The 16,138-nt window shown below is 60.7% G+C and carries 18 protein-coding genes; 7 read left to right on the top strand and 11 right to left on the bottom strand.

Features of this window, described 5'->3' with window-relative positions; translation table 11 throughout:
* The first annotated feature begins 220 nt into the window (after window positions 1–220).
* Window positions 221–646: a helix-turn-helix domain-containing protein gene (locus AB4Z35_RS28910; RefSeq protein ID WP_442101006.1), complete on the top strand. Its 426-nt coding sequence runs from the start codon at window positions 221–223 to the stop codon at window positions 644–646.
* Window positions 647–758: 112 nt separating this feature from the next.
* Here the strand turns inward: AB4Z35_RS28910 and AB4Z35_RS28905 are convergent, their stop codons facing one another.
* From AB4Z35_RS28905 to AB4Z35_RS28885, 5 genes are all read right to left on the bottom strand, one after another.
* Complete coding sequence (locus AB4Z35_RS28905; RefSeq protein WP_442101005.1) at window positions 759–1,115, bottom strand: putative holin; 357 nt, start codon at window positions 1,113–1,115, stop codon at window positions 759–761.
* Window positions 1,102–1,404 carry a helix-turn-helix transcriptional regulator gene (locus tag AB4Z35_RS28900; RefSeq protein WP_442101004.1) on the bottom strand — a complete coding sequence of 101 codons (303 nt, stop codon included), beginning with the start codon at window positions 1,402–1,404 and terminating at the stop codon, window positions 1,102–1,104. The genes AB4Z35_RS28905 and AB4Z35_RS28900 overlap by 14 nt, the downstream gene beginning before the upstream one ends.
* A gap of 130 nt (window positions 1,405–1,534) precedes the next feature.
* A complete protein-coding gene (locus AB4Z35_RS28895) occupies window positions 1,535–2,152 on the bottom strand; it encodes a TPM domain-containing protein (RefSeq protein ID WP_277535344.1) in 618 nt (205 codons plus the stop codon).
* A 28-nt stretch (window positions 2,153–2,180) separates the two neighbouring features.
* Entirely contained in the window at window positions 2,181–2,936 is a 756-nt protein-coding gene (locus AB4Z35_RS28890; RefSeq protein ID WP_442101003.1) for a TPM domain-containing protein, read from the bottom strand.
* 37 nt (window positions 2,937–2,973) lie between these two features.
* Window positions 2,974–3,579, bottom strand: a complete 606-nt coding sequence (locus AB4Z35_RS28885; RefSeq protein WP_008000162.1) for a LemA family protein — start codon at window positions 3,577–3,579, stop codon at window positions 2,974–2,976.
* Window positions 3,580–3,828: 249 nt separating this feature from the next.
* Between AB4Z35_RS28885 and bglX the strand changes: the two genes are divergently transcribed.
* Window positions 3,829–6,120, top strand: a complete 2,292-nt coding sequence (gene bglX, locus AB4Z35_RS28880; RefSeq protein WP_442101002.1) for a beta-glucosidase BglX — start codon at window positions 3,829–3,831, stop codon at window positions 6,118–6,120.
* Window positions 6,121–6,273: 153 nt separating this feature from the next.
* On the opposite strand, the gene AB4Z35_RS28875 is transcribed toward bglX, so the two are convergent.
* The 5 genes from AB4Z35_RS28875 to AB4Z35_RS28855 form a co-directional block, all read right to left on the bottom strand.
* The gene (locus AB4Z35_RS28875) at window positions 6,274–7,431 is read right to left on the bottom strand and encodes a phospholipase D-like domain-containing protein (protein ID WP_442101001.1); all 1,158 of its coding nucleotides are present in this window, start codon (window positions 7,429–7,431) and stop codon (window positions 6,274–6,276) included.
* A 1-nt stretch (window position 7,432) separates the two neighbouring features.
* Window positions 7,433–8,023 (bottom strand): YceI family protein, encoded by a 591-nt coding sequence (locus AB4Z35_RS28870; RefSeq protein WP_442101000.1) that lies wholly within the window; start codon window positions 8,021–8,023, stop codon window positions 7,433–7,435.
* 148 nt (window positions 8,024–8,171) lie between these two features.
* Window positions 8,172–8,495: an amidase gene (locus tag AB4Z35_RS28865; protein ID WP_442100999.1), complete on the bottom strand. Its 324-nt coding sequence runs from the start codon at window positions 8,493–8,495 to the stop codon at window positions 8,172–8,174.
* A complete protein-coding gene (locus AB4Z35_RS28860; RefSeq protein ID WP_442100998.1) occupies window positions 8,492–9,586 on the bottom strand; it encodes a serine hydrolase domain-containing protein in 1,095 nt (364 codons plus the stop codon). Before AB4Z35_RS28860 ends, AB4Z35_RS28865 begins: the two co-directional genes overlap by 4 nt.
* Before the next feature lie 179 nt (window positions 9,587–9,765).
* Window positions 9,766–10,653: an acyl-CoA dehydrogenase gene (locus tag AB4Z35_RS28855; protein ID WP_442100997.1), complete on the bottom strand. Its 888-nt coding sequence runs from the start codon at window positions 10,651–10,653 to the stop codon at window positions 9,766–9,768.
* Window positions 10,654–10,808: 155 nt separating this feature from the next.
* Between AB4Z35_RS28855 and olsB the strand changes: the two genes are divergently transcribed.
* Both olsB and AB4Z35_RS28845 read left to right on the top strand, forming a co-directional pair.
* Window positions 10,809–11,564, top strand: a complete 756-nt coding sequence (gene olsB, locus AB4Z35_RS28850; RefSeq protein ID WP_007996073.1) for an L-ornithine N(alpha)-acyltransferase — start codon at window positions 10,809–10,811, stop codon at window positions 11,562–11,564.
* On the top strand, window positions 11,564–12,355 hold the full coding sequence (locus tag AB4Z35_RS28845; RefSeq protein WP_442100996.1) for a lysophospholipid acyltransferase family protein: 792 nt from the start codon (window positions 11,564–11,566) through the stop codon (window positions 12,353–12,355). The genes olsB and AB4Z35_RS28845 overlap by 1 nt, the downstream gene beginning before the upstream one ends.
* Before the next feature lie 108 nt (window positions 12,356–12,463).
* Here the strand turns inward: AB4Z35_RS28845 and AB4Z35_RS28840 are convergent, their stop codons facing one another.
* Window positions 12,464–13,042 carry an acyl carrier protein phosphodiesterase gene (locus AB4Z35_RS28840; protein WP_007996078.1) on the bottom strand — a complete coding sequence of 193 codons (579 nt, stop codon included), beginning with the start codon at window positions 13,040–13,042 and terminating at the stop codon, window positions 12,464–12,466.
* A gap of 170 nt (window positions 13,043–13,212) precedes the next feature.
* Between AB4Z35_RS28840 and AB4Z35_RS28835 the strand changes: the two genes are divergently transcribed.
* From AB4Z35_RS28835 to AB4Z35_RS28825, 3 genes are read left to right on the top strand one after another with little or no spacing between them, the layout of a single operon-like run.
* Entirely contained in the window at window positions 13,213–13,515 is a 303-nt protein-coding gene (locus AB4Z35_RS28835; protein WP_007983055.1) for an ArsR/SmtB family transcription factor, read from the top strand.
* A gap of 23 nt (window positions 13,516–13,538) precedes the next feature.
* On the top strand, window positions 13,539–14,705 hold the full coding sequence (locus AB4Z35_RS28830) for an MFS transporter (RefSeq protein ID WP_442100995.1): 1,167 nt from the start codon (window positions 13,539–13,541) through the stop codon (window positions 14,703–14,705).
* Window positions 14,706–14,735: 30 nt separating this feature from the next.
* A complete protein-coding gene (locus AB4Z35_RS28825; RefSeq protein WP_442100993.1) occupies window positions 14,736–15,785 on the top strand; it encodes an alkene reductase in 1,050 nt (349 codons plus the stop codon).
* The last annotated feature ends 353 nt before the right edge of the window (window positions 15,786–16,138 follow it).

Below are 16,138 nucleotides of genomic sequence, written 5' to 3'. Positions count from 1 at the left end.
CTTGCAAACAGTGTCTGCCAGACATGAGGAAGTGCATCGGGCAGACGCGTCAGGGGTTCGAGCCATGCTCGTAGGAAATCACCCTGTTGCGATTAGGAAGTTTCGTCATCGTCTTCTTCTGACTCATCTTTGATGATTGATTACTTACAAGAAAAAAAAAGTACTCATTACGCATAAATTAGGCACTCAAAAAGCATATGTCAAAAGGAAGAGGCTCAAATTGCGTAGCAAAAAATCACAAGCTGTTCTGGCTCGACTAAAGCAAGTTACGGGTACAAAAACCGATGCTTCTTTATCTTCCGCCTTACAGATCAGCCCGCAAACCCTTAGTAGCTGGCGAGGCCGCGACAGCACGCCATACTCATTATGCGTAGAAATCGCTCAAGCCCGGGGGATCTCCCTTGACTGGTTGCTGCTGGGTGAAGGACCGATCCTGAGACAAACCGTTACTGATTCCCCGGAGGGTAATCAGGAAAACACAATTCGGGAAAACACCATTCTCGCGCTCTGGCGGTTGCTCGACGAAGATGATCGCTGCGCCATACAAAACGCATTGGAGGAAAAGCAACGACTGCGTGATATGGAACTCAGGCTTTGCGAAATGGCCTCTATTCTGGCAACACTCAAACCTTCGAATGAAACTTGATGACCTATGTAATCCGAAGTTTCATTGCTTGAAGACGTGCCATGGGCAACAGGTAGAAATGCGCTGATAACACGCCACCCTGAACACACCTGGACAACCCATTCACGGACCATCATTTGCGCCCTCGCAAGTGTCGAATGATTTCGCCGATACCGGCGCCATCGATCCATTGCATGAGCTTGAGGCTGATGGGAATAACGATCAGCGCGCAAAAAAAGGCTGTTACGCCTTCTGTCAGAAAAGGCGCCAGCGGATGTACGACAGGCGTAAAGAGGTATCCGACACCGGCAGACAGCAACAAGGAACCGATGCGCTGCCAGGTCTTGAAGTTATTGCGGGCAGTAGTGACCAGCCATGCGCCGAGCATTGCGCCGAACAGTACCTCTCCATTGACGACTGGCAGCGATGCAATCCCCATTCCCAGCATGAGCCCACTGATACCGTTGTAGGTCGAATCAGTCAGGCTCATGCACACCTCGCGCAACGACCGAGTCCACGATGATCGCTCCCGACTCGATCGCCTTGAGCAAGGCGCAAGTGCGAGAGCTGACGTCGAACTTTCGGYGGATATTGGCGAAGTGAAAATTGACGGTAGATTCCGTGCAATTCTCGATCCTGGCGATTTCCCAGGAAGTCTTGCCCTTGAAACACCACATCAGGACTTGAGTTTCCTTCGCGGTCAGCTTCGCCGTTGGTGTACTTCCCTCTCCGCCAGGCGCTACCCGTGCCAAAGAGTCAATCGATTGTCGGGTTGTCATAAGAATCCCTCTTCGCGGGAACACCCGTCGCTGGGCGTCCACTGTTAGAGAGAAATACTGACGACCAGGCTGAACCCGGACAATCAACGGGAGTTGTAGCGACGAGCGCTACACAATGCGATGAAAAGTCTTAGCCGAGCACCACCAACCGGTTCGGCAACTCATTGCGCACGTGGGTCACTGGCACATGCACCTTGAGCAGCTCGCCACAGGCTTCGATACACTGGACGAACCCCTGCAGTGTCTGCCCCTGTTTCACCTGCCGGGTAAACGTGGCGACGATCGCGTCCCAGTTCTTGTTGTCCAGACGACTGGAAATCCCTTCATCCACCAGGATCTCCACATAACGCTCAGCCTCGGAAACGAAAATCAGCACGCCGGTGCTGCCCTCGGTGTGGTGCAGGTTCTGCTCCAGGAACTGCCGGCGCGCCAGGTTCGAGGCGCGCCAGTGGCGCACCGAGCGCGGGATCAGATGGGTGGTGACTTTCGGCAGGCGGAACACCAGACACAGCACGATGAAGCTGACCCATTGCACCAGCAGCAGGCTGTGCATGGTCAGCCAACCGGTGAGGTAATGCACGATACCCGGCACCAGCAGCGCCAGCAGGCTGGCCCACAGCAACGGGATGTACGCATAGTCGTCGGCGCGGGCCGCAAGCACGGTCACCAGTTCTGCATCAGTGTCGCGCTCGACCCGGGCAATGGCCTCGGCCACTTTGCGTTGCTCGTGTTCAGTCAGTAATGCCATGTCGTGAATTGCCTGCTCATTTTTATTATCACCAGCCGCCGGACGAACCGCCCCCGCCGAAACTGCCCCCGCCGCCGCTGAAGCCTCCACCTCCACCGCCGCCGCCAAATCCACCACCGCCAAAGCCGCCCCCGGATCCACCCGAGCCGCCCCGGCCGGCGGGAAGGATACCGAGCATCTGGCACACAAAAACAGTCAGGATGAACAACATCACCAAAAACACCAACAACCCGGGATGCCGCGAGACGAAATCGTCCCCCGGATCGCCTCTGGATTCATACGCCGTGGAAGGTTCGTCCAAGGGGTTGCCGCCCAGCACTACCAGCATCGCCGCCACGCCGTCACTGATGCCTTTACTGAAATTGCCGGTCTTGAACGCCGGGGTGATGACCTGATTGATAATCACCGAACTCTGGGCATCGGTCAGGCGATCCTCCAGGCCATAACCGACTTCGATACGCAGCCGGCGCTCGTCCCGGGCAACGATCAGCAAGGCGCCGTTGTTCTTGTCCTTCTGCCCGATGCCCCAGTGGCGGCCGAGTTGGTAACCGAAGTCGGCGATGTCGGTGCCCTGCAAATCCGGCAAAGTCACGACCACAAGCTGCTCGCCGGTGGCTTGTTCATGGGCCTGAAGTTGTTGGGTGAGCTGCTGGCGCACCGATGGCTCGATCATCTGCGCGTTGTCGACCACCCGCCCGGTCAGCGCCGGGAAGCTCAGTTCGGCGCGGGCCGTGATCGCCACCACCCATAACAACAGCAACAGGCCCGTTTTCAGGACGCGCATTGGCAACCTCTTGCGTGGTGACGCTGATGACCGCTTTTCAGAATTTGACCTCTGGGGCCTTTTCCGAACCCGGTGTGGCTTCGAAGGTCTCGCGCACCGGCAGGTTGCTGTACATCACGCTGTGCCACAAACGGCCGGGGAAGGTGCGGATCTCGGTGTTGTATTTCTGCACCGCGAGGATGAAATCGCGCCGGGCCACGCTGATCCGGTTCTCGGTGCCTTCAAGCTGCGATTGCAAGGCGAGAAAATTCTGGTTGGCCTTGAGGTCCGGATAACGCTCGGAGACCACCATCAACCGGCTCAAGGCGCCACTGAGCTGATCCTGGGCCTGCTGGTACTGCTTGAGTTTTTCCGGGTTGTCGAGGGTCGAGGCATCCACCTGGATCGAAGTGGCCTTGGCCCGGGCCTCAATGACCGCCGTCAGTGTCTCTTCTTCATGTTTGGCGTAGCCCTTGACGGTTTCCACCAGGTTGGGGATCAGGTCGGCGCGCCGCTGATACTGGTTCTGCACCTGACCCCAGGCGGCCTTGGCCTGTTCGTCGAGAGTCGGGATGTTGTTGATGCCGCAGGCGGTCAGCAACGTGGCCAGCATCAGCAGCGTGGCGACCTGCAGGCGCGACCGGTAGGTTGGACTTGCATTCATCAGGATGATGCTCCCTTGTACATTTCATGAAAAAACCGACCGTGAATCCTTCTGAGCCGGCTCTTGGGGCATAATCGCCCGCGCCTCTGGATTGCAACGGGCCAATGGGCTAAAAAGAGGCCCTGCGCGAAAACGTATCCGCCATTTGGCTGTCGTATTCCGAGCCTGCATCCGAACAACAATAGTCGCTCCCTAAATTTTGGCTGGCCGGCGTGTGCATCGCCGTTTGGGCCCTTGAGAAAACTATTCATGAAGAAGCTGTGTTTGCTGGGCCTGTTCGTCAGCCTGGCCAGTCATAACGTATTGGCCGCCACGACCCCCGCACCTCTGGAGAACAAGGACGCCTTCATCAGCAACCTGATGAAGCAAATGACCCTCGATGAAAAAATCGGCCAGCTGCGCCTGATCAGCATCGGTCCGGAAATGCCCCGGGAGATGATCCGCAAGGAAATCGCGGCGGGTAACATCGGTGGTACGTTCAACTCGATCACCCGCCCGGAAAACCGTCCGATGCAGGACGCGGCCATGCGCAGCCGCCTGAAGATCCCGATGTTCTTCGCCTACGACGTGATCCACGGCCACCGCACCATTTTCCCGATCCCGCTGGCCCTGGCCTCGAGCTGGGACATGGACGCCATCGGTCTGTCCGGGCGCATCGCCGCCAAGGAAGCCGCGGCTGACAGCCTCGATATCACCTTTGCGCCGATGGTCGACATCTCCCGCGACCCGCGCTGGGGCCGTACCTCCGAAGGCTTCGGCGAAGACACGTACCTTGTGTCGCGGATTGCCGGCGTGATGGTCAAGGCGTTTCAGGGCACCGGCGCGAACGCAGCCGACAGCATCATGTCAAGCGTCAAGCACTTCGCCCTTTACGGCGCGGTCGAGGGTGGCCGCGACTACAACATAGTCGACATGAGCCCGGTCAAGATGTACCAGGACTATCTGCCGCCGTACCGCGCCGCCATCGATGCCGGCGCTGGCGGGGTGATGGTTGCGCTGAACTCGATCAATGGCGTACCGGCCACCGCCAACACCTGGCTGATGAACGACCTGCTGCGCAAGGAATGGGGCTTCAAGGGCCTGGCGGTCAGCGACCACGGGGCGATTTTCGAGCTGATCAAGCACGGCGTCGCCGCCGACGGCCGCGAAGCAGCGAAGCTGGCGATCAAGGCCGGCATCCACATGAGCATGAACGACACCCTGTACGGCAAAGAGCTTCCCGGGCTGCTGAAGTCCGGCGAAATCCAGCAGAGCGACATCGATAACGCCGTGCGTGCGGTACTCGACGCCAAGTACGACATGGGCCTGTTCAAGGACCCGTACCTGCGCATCGGCAAGGCCGAGGATGACCCGGTCGACACCTACGCCGACAGCCGCCTGCACCGCGCCGAGGCCCGTGATGTGGCACGCCGCGGCCAGGTACTGTTGAAGAACCGGAACGAAACCCTGCCGTTGAAGAAAACCGCGAAAATCGCCCTGGTCGGCCCGCTGGCCAAGGCGCCGATCGACATGATGGGCAGCTGGGCCGCCGCAGGTAAGCCGGCGCAATCGGTGACCCTGTTCGACGGCATGACCAACGCGCTGGGCGACAAATCGACACTGATCTACGCCCGTGGCGCCAACATCACCAGCGACCCGAAAATCCTCGGTTACCTGAACTTCCTCAACTTCGACGCCCCGGAAGTGGTGGATGACCCACGCCCGGCGAACGTGCTGATCGACGAAGCGGTGAAAGCGGCCAAGGATGCGGATGTCGTCGTTGCCGCCGTCGGCGAATCCCGTGGCATGTCCCACGAATCGTCGAGCCGCACCGACCTGAACATCCCGGAAAACCAGCGCGAGCTGATCCGTGCCCTGAAAGCCACCGGCAAACCGCTGGTGCTGGTGTTGATGAACGGTCGTCCACTGACGATCCTCGAAGAGAAAGAACAGGCTGACGCGATCCTTGAAACCTGGTTCACCGGCACCGAGGGCGGCAATGCCATCGCCGACGTGCTGTTCGGCGACTACAACCCGTCGGGCAAACTGCCGATCAGTATTCCGCGTTCGGTCGGCCAGATTCCGACCTACTACAACCACCTGACCATTGGCCGGCCGTTCACACCGGGCAAACCAGGCAACTACACCTCGCAGTATTTCGATGACACCACAGGTCCCCTGTACCCGTTCGGCTATGGCCTGAGCTACACCGAGTTCAGCCTGAGCGACATGGCCCTGTCGTCGACCACGCTGAACAAGACCGGCAAGCTCGACGCCAGCGTCACGGTGAAAAACACCGGCAAGCGCGACGGCGAAACCGTGGTGCAGTTGTACATCCAGGATGTGGCCGGCTCGATGATCCGCCCGATCAAGGAACTGAAGAACTTCCAGAAAGTCATGCTCAAGGCTGGCGAGCAGAAAGTCGTGCACTTCACCATCACCGAGGACGACCTGAAGTTCTACAACACCCAGCTCAAGTACGCGGCGGAACCGGGCAAGTTCAACGTGCAGATCGGCCTGGACTCCCAGGACGTGACGCAGCAGAGTTTTGAGTTGCTGTAATTAATCAAACACCGCATAACCCTGTGGGAGCGAGCCTGCTCGCGATAGCGGCCTGACAGTCGACAGCGATGTTGAATGTTGAGCCCTCATCGCGAGCAATCGAGCGTCGACCGGCTGCTCCCACAGTGGTTTTCAGTGTTCAGAAGATTGGTATCAACCCCTCCGATCCAGCAGATTCACCACCACCCGATCCACCCATCCCCACACCCGCTGCTTGACCCGCCGCCACAGTGGCCGGCGCTTCCATTCCTCCAGGCTGACTTGCTGGCTCAGGGCGAAGTCGCGCTCGAAACTTGCGGCTACCGCAAGGGTCAATCCGGGGTCCAGGGCTTCCAGGTTGGCTTCCAGGTTGAAGCGCAGATTCCAGTGATCGAAGTTGCACGAGCCGATGCTCACCCAGTCATCGATCAGGACCATTTTCAGGTGCAGGAAACACGGCTGGTACTCGAAAATCTTCACCCCGGCCTTGAGCAGTCGCGGGTAATAACGATGCCCGGCGTAGCGCACTGACGGGTGATCGGTACGAGGTCCGGTCAGCAGCAACCGCACATCGACGCCACGGGCAGCCGCCCGGCGCAGGGAACGGCGAACTTTCCAGGTCGGCAGAAAGTACGGCGTGGCCAGCCAGATTCGTCGATGGCCGCTGTTCAAGGCGCGTACCAGCGATTGCAGAATGTCCCGGTGCTGGCGGGCGTCGGCATAGGCCACCCGGCCCATTCCCTCGCCCATGGACGGCACCCGCGGCAGGCGCGGCAAGCCGAAATGCGAGGCGGGTCGCCAGGCGCGACGATGGCGGTTGGCGATCCATTGCCGGTCGAACAGCAACTGCCAGTCAAGCACCAGCGGCCCGGTGATCTCCACCATCACCTCGTGCCATTCGCTGACGTCTTCCCCCGGGGTCCAGAACTCGTCAGTGACACCCGTGCCGCCGACGACCGCCAGGCTCTGGTCAACCAGCAACAATTTACGGTGATCGCGGTAGAAGTTGCCGACCCAGCGTCGCCAGCTCAGGCGATTGTAGAAACGCAGCTCTACCCCGGCGGCCATCAGCCGCTGACGCAAGGTCAGGGTGAAGGCGAGACTGCCGTAATCATCGAACAGGCAGCGCACCCGCACTCCGCGTTCGGCGGCCTGAACCAGTGCCTGGACCATGGCTTCGGCACAGGCGCCGGCCTCCACCAGATACAACTCCAGCTCAACCTGTTCTTCGGCGCGGGCAATCGCCACCAGCATGCGCGGGAAAAACTGCGGACCATCGACCAGCAGTTCGAAGTGGTTGCCTTCAYGCCAGGGAAAAATCGCTCCGGCCATGTCAGCGCGCCGTGAAAATCAGCACCGCACTCACCGGCACTGAAAGACTGATCGCCGATAAACCGGCCAGTTTGCGCAACGTTTCCAGGCCGGGCGCCAGATCGAAATCTTCGGCGTTGATCACCAGCGGTTCGAGGGTCACCACCTGGAAGCGCCGGTCATCGAGACGGGTCGCCAGCAGTTCGGCGTGGTACTCGTGTTGTTTGCCGTGCAGGTCGACGGTCAACGGCAGGCGCAATTCCAGCTGCGCGCCGGGAGCCAGGTCATTGATCGGGCGCAGATCGATTTTCGTGGTGATCAAGGCGTCGGGAAACCTGTCGATCTGGAACAGTTCCTTGCGCATGCGTTCATCGCGCAACGGAATGCCACTGTTGATCGACTCCAGCTCGACTTCCACCTGCGCCAGCCCCTCGGGGTCGACCTTGCCGTGCAGCACCAGAAAGCGCTGCACTTCGGAAACATTGGCATTTTTGGTGCTGACAAACGACAGGCGTGAAGACTCGCCATCCAGGTACCAATCGGCACGGGCCGACAACGCGGCACCGGCCAGCAACAGGAAAGCGAGGGTGTGGAGGGTGGAGCGCCTGGACATAAAAACTCGTGGGGCAGATAAACCTGTGCTGAACCTTAACTGGCTTGTCACAGGTTGCAAACTTTCTGTTGCTCTTTGATCACATTCTCTGTGGCAAGTGAGTTTTAGTGGCGAGGGGGCTTGTCCTCACCCACGAATCTGATCGTGTTCAAGGCTGCAAGCGACAGCCCTGGCGCTCGCCGATCCACACGGCGCTATTGCTGCGCCCCATGCCGCTGACCGTGACCCGCTTGCCGGCAGCGTCATCGGTAAAGCCGCTGGCGGGCAGCCACTGCTTCACATAGCTGTGACAATACTCGGCGTCATTACCCATCACATAGCGGCACGAGCAATACTCCTTGGCGGTATAAGCGCTGATGATGTCGGGGAACGCCCACAGCGCCACCCGCTCGTGCCAGATCCAGCCGAGCAAGGCAAACAGCACGATCAACAACAGCGAACCGAACTGCCGGCGGCGAAGGAAATTGATCATGGCTGCACCTTCCCGGTAAACGCCTCGAGCGCGAGCTGGAGCAACTCGTTGTGCCGGTAACTGCCGTCGCGGTCATCGCCGTAGCGGACGATCACCAGGTGTTCGCTGGGGATCACATACATCGCCTGCCCCCAATGACCCAGTGCGGCGAAGGTGTCGGCGGGGGCATCGGGCCAGGGGCGTGCGGCCCCCTCAACGGCTCGATTGAGCCACCACTGGCCACCAGGGACAGCATCGTCTTCATGGGCGTGATAGTGAGCGAACGGCTCGCGATTGAACGCCACCCAGTCCTTGGGCAGCAGTTGCCTGTCTCCCCAACGCCCCTCGCGGGCCATCAACAGACCGACCCGGGCCAGATCCCGTGCGGTGAGATAGGCATAGGACGAAGCGACAAAAGTGCCGGTGGCATCGGATTCCCAGACGGCATGGCGAATGCCCAGCGGCTCGAACAACGCAGTCCATGGATAGTCGGGATAGCGGCTGGGGCCGACGATGGTTTTCAGCGCGGCGGACAACAGATTGCTGTCACCGCTGGAGTAGCGAAACGCCTGGCCCGGCGCCTGGTACWCAGCATGCGCCGCGGTGAACGCGGCCATGTCGTGGCGACCGCGGGTGTAGAGCATGGCCACCACCGAAGATTTCAGCGGTGCGTATTCATAGTCCTCTTGCCAATCCAGGCCCGAGGCCCAGTGCAGCAAGTCGGCCACGGTCAAGTTCGGATGCCTGGCCAGCGGCGGATAAAATTTCTGCACCGGGTCCTGCAACTTGAACAGCCCTTCGCCATAGGCCACACCGAGGACCGTAGCCATCAGGCTCTTGCTGATCGACCACGTCAGGTGTGGGGTCTCGGCCGTCGTCGGACCGGTGTAGCGTTCGTAGATCAACTGGCCGTCGCGAATCACCAGCAAGGCATCGGTGCGAATGCCCAGGCGAGTGGTGTCATCGCGGGGAGGGAAGGCGTAGGCCTCCAGGGCTCGAAGCGCCGGCCCGGTCGGCGTCGGGGCGGTCTGCCATTGCTCGGCGGGCCAGTTTTCGGCCTGGGCCGTGAAACTGAGCAGCAGCAGGAAAATCAGGGACAAGCCTTTGGGCATGACGGGGGCTCGGAGATTGAAATTGCTGAGCCTAGTCGAGGTTGATGACAGTTCTGGAGTTTTGTTGCCAATGAGGCCGCCTTCGCGGGCAAGCCCGCTCCCACAGGTTCTGCGTCGAACACAACATGTGTACACGACACAGGTCCCTGTGGGAGCGGGCTTGCCCGCGAAGAGGCCAGTCAGGGCAGCGAAGATTCCGCCAACGCCTTGGCCAACCGCTTACCCCGTGCCCCCGCCGCCAAATCCATCACCGCCTGGTCGCGCTGCCACATCGTCGCCCACTCCGGCGGCCCTCCAGCCATTGCCTCATTCACCTCAGCCTTGAGCCCTTCGAACTGCGCAAACAACCCACCAAGCAACACATGCCCGGCCGGATGGGTCGGTGGCTGACGGCTGGACTCCGCACACCCCGCCAACAACCCCAGCAACCGCAATTGCAAGGATTGCGGCCAACTGCATTCCTGGCCGACGCCATACAACCACGCCGTCATGGCGCTCAGTACATAGATGTCTTCCAGCGTGCGAAACGGTTTGACGTAGGCATCCCAGCCATCCCCCGCGAGCAATTCGCACAAGGCATTGTCCAGAAACAAGCGGCCATGGCTGATATCCGGCATCAACGGAATCGGCGCCAGTTTTTCCACCCGCACACCCGGCTCATCGCGATAGATCACTGCCAGGCTCAAGCGTGGCTTGGCACCGGGCTCCTCGCTGCGCACCGCCACCAGCAACCAGTCGGCCGCATCGCCGGCGGTGACGAAATCCTTGCGTCCGCTCAGGCGCAAACCGCTCAGTCGGGTTTGCATGTCGGCCGGGCGCAGGCTGCGCTGTTCGGTGGCGCACAGCGCGCCGAGGCTCAATGGCGCGCTCGGCCAGAGCATGCGCAATGCCGCTTGATACCCCACCAGAAACGCCAGCCCCGGCGTCGCCATCAACCGCCCGCCGAGCACGGCCAATTCGAACGGCGTGACAGTGCCCAACTGCTGCAACAAGGTCGCGAAACCTTCGGCCAGATCCGGGTTGGCGGGCAAGCGTTCGCGGCGGTTCAACAGGGTTTGCCAGGGCATAAGAGGCTCCTTGAGGGCTGTCATATAAGCATCACCAAAGCTTAATGGCGATGACACCGGGGCTACATAGCCTGACTTTGCACAACACGGCTAGATAAAGAAAGTCGATCCGCTGAAACCCAAAGACGGGTGAGCAGCCCGCACGGAGAATCGCCATGACTCAGATCGCCCGCATCAGCGACACCGGCAATGAACGCCGCCTGCAAGCCGAACGCCTGGTGGGCGCCGAGGCGTTGCAGGAGGCCCAGGCCTTGCGTTTCAACGTGTTCAGCGGCGAATTCAACGCCAAGCTCAAGGGTGCCGAGCTGGGTCTGGACATGGATGACTACGACGTTCACTGCGCCCACATCGGTGTGCGTGACCTGAACACCGGGCGCCTGGTGGCGACCACCCGTTTGCTCGACCACACGGCTGCCAGCAGCCTGGGCAAGTTTTATAGCGAAGAAGAATTCAGCCTTCACGGCCTGGTGCATCTGCAAGGACCGATCCTGGAAATCGGTCGCACCTGCGTCGACCCGGCCTACCGCAACGGCGGCACCATCGCCGTGCTCTGGGGCGAATTGGCCGAAGTCCTGAACCAGGGCGGCTACAGCTACCTGATGGGTTGCGCGAGCATTCCGATGCAGGATGGCGGCGTGCAGGCCCACGCGATCATGCAGCGTCTGCGCGAACGCTACCTGTGCACCGAACACCTGCGCGCCGAGCCGAAAAATCCGCTGCCGAGCCTGGACATCCCGTCCAACGTAATCGCTGAAATGCCACCGCTGCTCAAGGCCTACATGCGCCTGGGCGCGAAGATCTGCGGCGAGCCCTGCTGGGACGAAGACTTCCAGGTCGCCGACGTGTTCATCCTGCTCAAGCGCGACGAACTCTGCCCGCGCTACGCCAAACACTTCAAGGCGGCTGTGTAATGAGCCGGTTGCGGGTGTACGCGCGAATCGCGCGAGTGCTGATGGTGGTGACGCTGGGCCTGGGCATGGCCAGTGTGTTCGGGGTGTTCGAGCGCCTGGGCCTGGCCCATTCGATGGCGCGTCGTCAGCGCTGGTCGCGGTTTTTCATGGCCCGCCTGAGCAACGCCCTGCCCTTTGACGTGACCGTCCACGGCGAGCTGCCGAAGGCACCGATGCTCTGGGTCAGCAATCATGTGTCCTGGACCGACATCCCGCTGCTGGGGATGCTCACACCGCTGTCGTTCCTGTCCAAGGCCGAAGTGCGCACCTGGCCGGTGGCCGGCTGGCTGGCGGCCAAGGCCGGCAGCCTGTTTATCCGCCGTGGCTCGGGTGACAGCCAGTTGATCCGCAAGCAGATGACTCGCCACCTGGAACAAGCCTACCCACTGCTGATGTTCCCGGAAGGCACCACCACCGATGGCCGTTCGCTGCGCACCTTCCATGGTCGCCTGCTGTCCGCCGCCATCGATTCCGAAGTGGCGATGCAGCCGGTGGCGATCCGTTATGTACGCGACGGCGAGCCCTGCACGCTGGCACCGTTCATTGGCGACGATGATCTGCTCTCGCACTTGATGCGGCTGTTTGCCAATAATCGCGGTGGTGTAGAGATTCATCTGCTCAAGCCAATTGCTTGCGAAGGTCGGGAACGTGCAGCGCTGGCGTTCGAGGCACAACAGGCAGTGCAGAAGGCGTTGTTCGGGACTGTCGTTGAACCTCAGCGAGCACCGATGCGCCCCGCCATTGCGGCGTAAACACATACCCCCTGTAGGAGCGAGCCTGCTCGCGATAGCGGCTTAGCATTCAACGATGATGCTGAATGACAGATCGCAATCGCGAGCAGGCTCGCTCCTACAGTGATTTTATGTTGTTGGATAGTTCCGGGCAAAATCCTGCAGCTGCGGATAGAACAACCGAAAGTCCTCGCTCAACGGTTCATACAACCGCCGCAACTCCTGCATCGCCGCCGCCAGTTCCTCCGGCCGGGTCAGGCGCCGCGAGATCCCCCGCAACACCTGCTCCAGCACTTCGAATTCCTGATACGAACCCAACCAGTCATTGGCCACCATGTACGGTGCAATCTTCGCCAGCCGTTCCGGCAATTGCCGCTCGCTGGACAGCACCCGGTAAACATCCGAGGTGAACAACGCCAGGGGCCGATCGGCATACAGCGTCCAGTCCCGGGCCAGACAATGGTCGAAAAACACGTCGAGCACGATCCCAGCGTAGCGACGCCGGGTCAGGGAGAAACGCGACAACGCAACGTCCACCAGCGGATGGCGATCGGTGAACACGTCGATGCTGCGGTGCAACTGGATGGCCCCTTCGATTTCCGCAGCGAACTGCCCTTGCAGCCGTCCCTTGACGAAATCGCCATACAGACTGCCGAGCAATTGGCCGGGACGCTGGCCACCGAGGTGAAGATGTGCGAGATAGTTCATGGGCGCAGCTTAGCACCGCCCCCTTGTATTGTTACACTCTCCATATCGTTATAACTCGATATACCGAAATGTGAGTTGGTCAGAGCCAAATCATATTTGTATATCGCGAAATACCGATTTAAAGTTCGCCTCATCGCGATATAGCGTTTTAAACATCACGAGCCCACACCATGACCATCAATCTCGACGAAATAATAAAAGCCCTGGCACACCCGGTACGGCGAGAAATCCTGCACTGGCTCAAGGACCCGACCGTCGAATTTCCCGACCAGTCCCACAGTAACGAGCACGGCGTCTGCGCCGGGCAGATCGATCAACGTTGCGGCCTGTCGCAGTCCACGGTGTCCGCACACCTGGCGACCCTGCAACGCGCCGGCCTGATCAGCAGCCGCAAAGTCGGCCAGTGGCACTTCTTCAAACGCAACGAGGAAACCATTCAGGAATTCCTCAAGACCTTCAGTAAAGAGCTCTGATCCAGCCGAAAAGGAATTAAACAATGCCCCTCTCGCTACTCATCCTGGCCTTGAGCGCCTTCGCCATCGGTACCACCGAGTTCGTCATCATGGGCCTGCTGCCCAATGTGGCGGCAGACCTCGGTGTATCGATTCCCGGTGCCGGCTGGCTGGTGACCGGTTACGCCCTGGGCGTAGCCATCGGTGCGCCGTTCATGGCGCTGGCCACCGCCCGGCTGCCGCGCAAGGCTGCCCTGGTGGCGTTGATGGGCATCTTCATTATTGGCAACCTGCTGTGCGCGGTGGCCGGCGACTACAACGTGCTGATGTTCGCCCGTGTGGTCACCGCCCTTTGCCACGGCGCCTTCTTCGGCATCGGTTCGGTGGTGGCGGCTGGTCTGGTGCCCGCCAATAAACGCGCTTCGGCCGTGGCCCTGATGTTCACCGGCCTGACCCTGGCCAACGTCCTCGGCGTACCGCTGGGCACTGCCCTCGGCCAGGAAGCCGGCTGGCGTTCGACCTTCTGGGCCGTGACCGTGATCGGTGTGATTGCGCTGATCGGTCTGATCCGCTTCCTGCCGGCCAAGCGCGATGAAGAAAAACTCGACATGCGCGCCGAACTGGCCGCACTCAAGGGCGGTGGCATCTGGCTGTCCCTGAGCATGACGGCACTGTTCGCCGCCTCGGTGTTCACCCTGTTCACCTACGTCGCGCCGCTGCTCGGCGAAGTCACCGGCATCTCGCCCCGTGGCGTGACCTGGACCCTGATGCTCATCGGCCTGGGCCTGACGGTCGGCAACATCATCGGCGGCAAGCTGGCCGATAAAGGCATGGCCGCGACGCTGATCGGCGTGTTCATCACCATGGCCGTGGTGTCCACCGTACTGACCTGGACCAGCGTCGCGCTGATCCCGACCGAAATCACCCTGTTCCTCTGGGCCACCGCGTGCTTCGCCGCCGTACCGGCGTTGCAAGTGAACGTGGTGACTTTCGGCAAAGCCGCACCGAACCTGGTGTCGACCCTGAACATCGGCGCTTTCAACTTCGGCAACGCCCTGGGTGCCTGGGTCGGCGGCAGTGTGATTGCCCATGGCTTCGGCCTGACCAGCGTGCCGCTCGCCGCGGCCGCACTGGCGGTACTCGCCCTGCTGGTCACCCTGATTACCTTCCGCCAGACCGGCAATCCCGAGCTGGCACCTGCTACCAACTGATCAACCATTACCTCACGAGGGCTGCAATAAATGACGTCTATTTTCGATCCGATCAAACTGGGCGACCTCGAGTTGGCCAACCGCATCATCATGGCACCACTGACCCGCTGCCGCGCCGACGAAGGCCGCGTACCCAACGCGCTGATGGCCGAGTACTACGTGCAGCGTGCGTCCGCCGGGCTGATCCTCAGCGAGGCCACTTCGGTCACGCCGATGGGTGTCGGCTACCCGGACACCCCGGGTATCTGGTCCAACGATCAGGTACGTGGCTGGTCCAATGTGACCAAGGCTATCCATGGCGCGGGCGGCAAGATCTTCCTGCAGTTGTGGCATGTGGGTCGCATTTCCCACGGTTTGTACCTGAACGATGAAGCCCCGGTCGCCCCGAGCGCCATCCAGCCCAAAGGCCACGTCAGCCTGGTTCGTCCGCTGGCCGACTTCCCTGTCCCGCGTGCCCTGGAAACCGCTGAAATCGCCGACATCGTCGACGCTTACCGCGTCGGTGCCGAGAACGCCAGGGCGGCCGGCTTCGACGGTGTGGAAATCCATGCCGCCAACGGTTACCTGCTCGACCAGTTCCTGCAAAGCAGCACCAACCAGCGCACCGACAACTATGGCGGCTCCCTGGAAAACCGTGCCCGCCTGCTGCTGGAAGTGACCGACGCCGCCATCGAAATCTGGGGCGCCGGCCGCGTAGGTGTGCACCTGTCGCCACGCGCCGACCTGCATGACATGGGCGATGACAACCTGGCCGAAACCTTCACCTACGTCGCTCGCGAACTGGGCAAGCGTGGCATCGCCTTCATCTGCTCGCGCGAGAAAGAAGGTGCCGACAGCCTCGGTCCGCAACTCAAGGAAGCTTTCGGTGGCCCATACATTGCCAACGAGCGTTTCACCAAGGACAGCGCCAACGCGTTGCTCGCCAGCGGCAAGGCCGATGCAGTCGCCTTCGGCGTACCCTTTATTGCCAACCCTGACCTGCCGGCACGCTTGAAGGCCGACGCACCGCTTAACGAAGCGCGTCCGGAGCTGTTCTACGCCAAAGGCCCGGTCGGCTACATCGACTATCCGGCGCTGTAATCAGCAACGGTTGAAACACAAAAGCCCCGACTCGAAAGAGCCGGGGCTTTTTTATACCTGACGGTTTAACACTATCCACTAATGTGGGAGCGGCGGTGCGGCGATCCCACAAGGTCTAAATGGATTTCGCACAGACTCGACACAAAATCCCTACAAAATACTGAGCTTGCTATCTGTCATCCGGACGAGGGTGCGTATATAAAAGCACCCATTACGGCTCATGCCAGTCAGTTAAGCAATTTCAGCCGCGACACCCTTTGTAGCAGCTGCCGAGCCCGCGAGGCTGCGTTCGGCTGCGAAGCAGTCGTAAAACCAGTAATCGCGGTACGTCAGGCAGGCCGCGTCAGCTGGAC

Origin of the sequence: Pseudomonas sp. KB_15 (genome assembly GCF_052114525.1) — a bacterium.
In the GTDB taxonomy this organism is placed as follows: domain Bacteria; phylum Pseudomonadota; class Gammaproteobacteria; order Pseudomonadales; family Pseudomonadaceae; genus Aquipseudomonas.
Note: the sequence above shows the minus strand (reverse complement) of the source record. Positions and strands in the feature narration are given on the sequence as shown.

Coding starts and splice junctions, on each gene's coding strand:
- AB4Z35_RS28905 (WP_442101005.1), bottom strand. CDS start 1,115: ATGAGCCTGACTGATTCGACCTACAACGGTATCAGTGGGCTCATGCTG.
- AB4Z35_RS28895 (WP_277535344.1), bottom strand. CDS start 2,152: ATGGCATTACTGACTGAACACGAGCAACGCAAAGTGGCCGAGGCCATT.
- AB4Z35_RS28890 (WP_442101003.1), bottom strand. CDS start 2,936: ATGCGCGTCCTGAAAACGGGCCTGTTGCTGTTGTTATGGGTGGTGGCG.
- AB4Z35_RS28885 (WP_008000162.1), bottom strand. CDS start 3,579: ATGAATGCAAGTCCAACCTACCGGTCGCGCCTGCAGGTCGCCACGCTG.
- bglX (WP_442101002.1), top strand. CDS start 3,829: ATGAAGAAGCTGTGTTTGCTGGGCCTGTTCGTCAGCCTGGCCAGTCAT.
- AB4Z35_RS28870 (WP_442101000.1), bottom strand. CDS start 8,023: ATGTCCAGGCGCTCCACCCTCCACACCCTCGCTTTCCTGTTGCTGGCC.
- AB4Z35_RS28865 (WP_442100999.1), bottom strand. CDS start 8,495: ATGATCAATTTCCTTCGCCGCCGGCAGTTCGGTTCGCTGTTGTTGATC.
- AB4Z35_RS28855 (WP_442100997.1), bottom strand. CDS start 10,653: ATGCCCTGGCAAACCCTGTTGAACCGCCGCGAACGCTTGCCCGCCAAC.
- olsB (WP_007996073.1), top strand. CDS start 10,809: ATGACTCAGATCGCCCGCATCAGCGACACCGGCAATGAACGCCGCCTG.
- AB4Z35_RS28845 (WP_442100996.1), top strand. CDS start 11,564: ATGAGCCGGTTGCGGGTGTACGCGCGAATCGCGCGAGTGCTGATGGTG.
- AB4Z35_RS28840 (WP_007996078.1), bottom strand. CDS start 13,042: ATGAACTATCTCGCACATCTTCACCTCGGTGGCCAGCGTCCCGGCCAA.
- AB4Z35_RS28835 (WP_007983055.1), top strand. CDS start 13,213: ATGACCATCAATCTCGACGAAATAATAAAAGCCCTGGCACACCCGGTA.
- AB4Z35_RS28830 (WP_442100995.1), top strand. CDS start 13,539: ATGCCCCTCTCGCTACTCATCCTGGCCTTGAGCGCCTTCGCCATCGGT.
- AB4Z35_RS28825 (WP_442100993.1), top strand. CDS start 14,736: ATGACGTCTATTTTCGATCCGATCAAACTGGGCGACCTCGAGTTGGCC.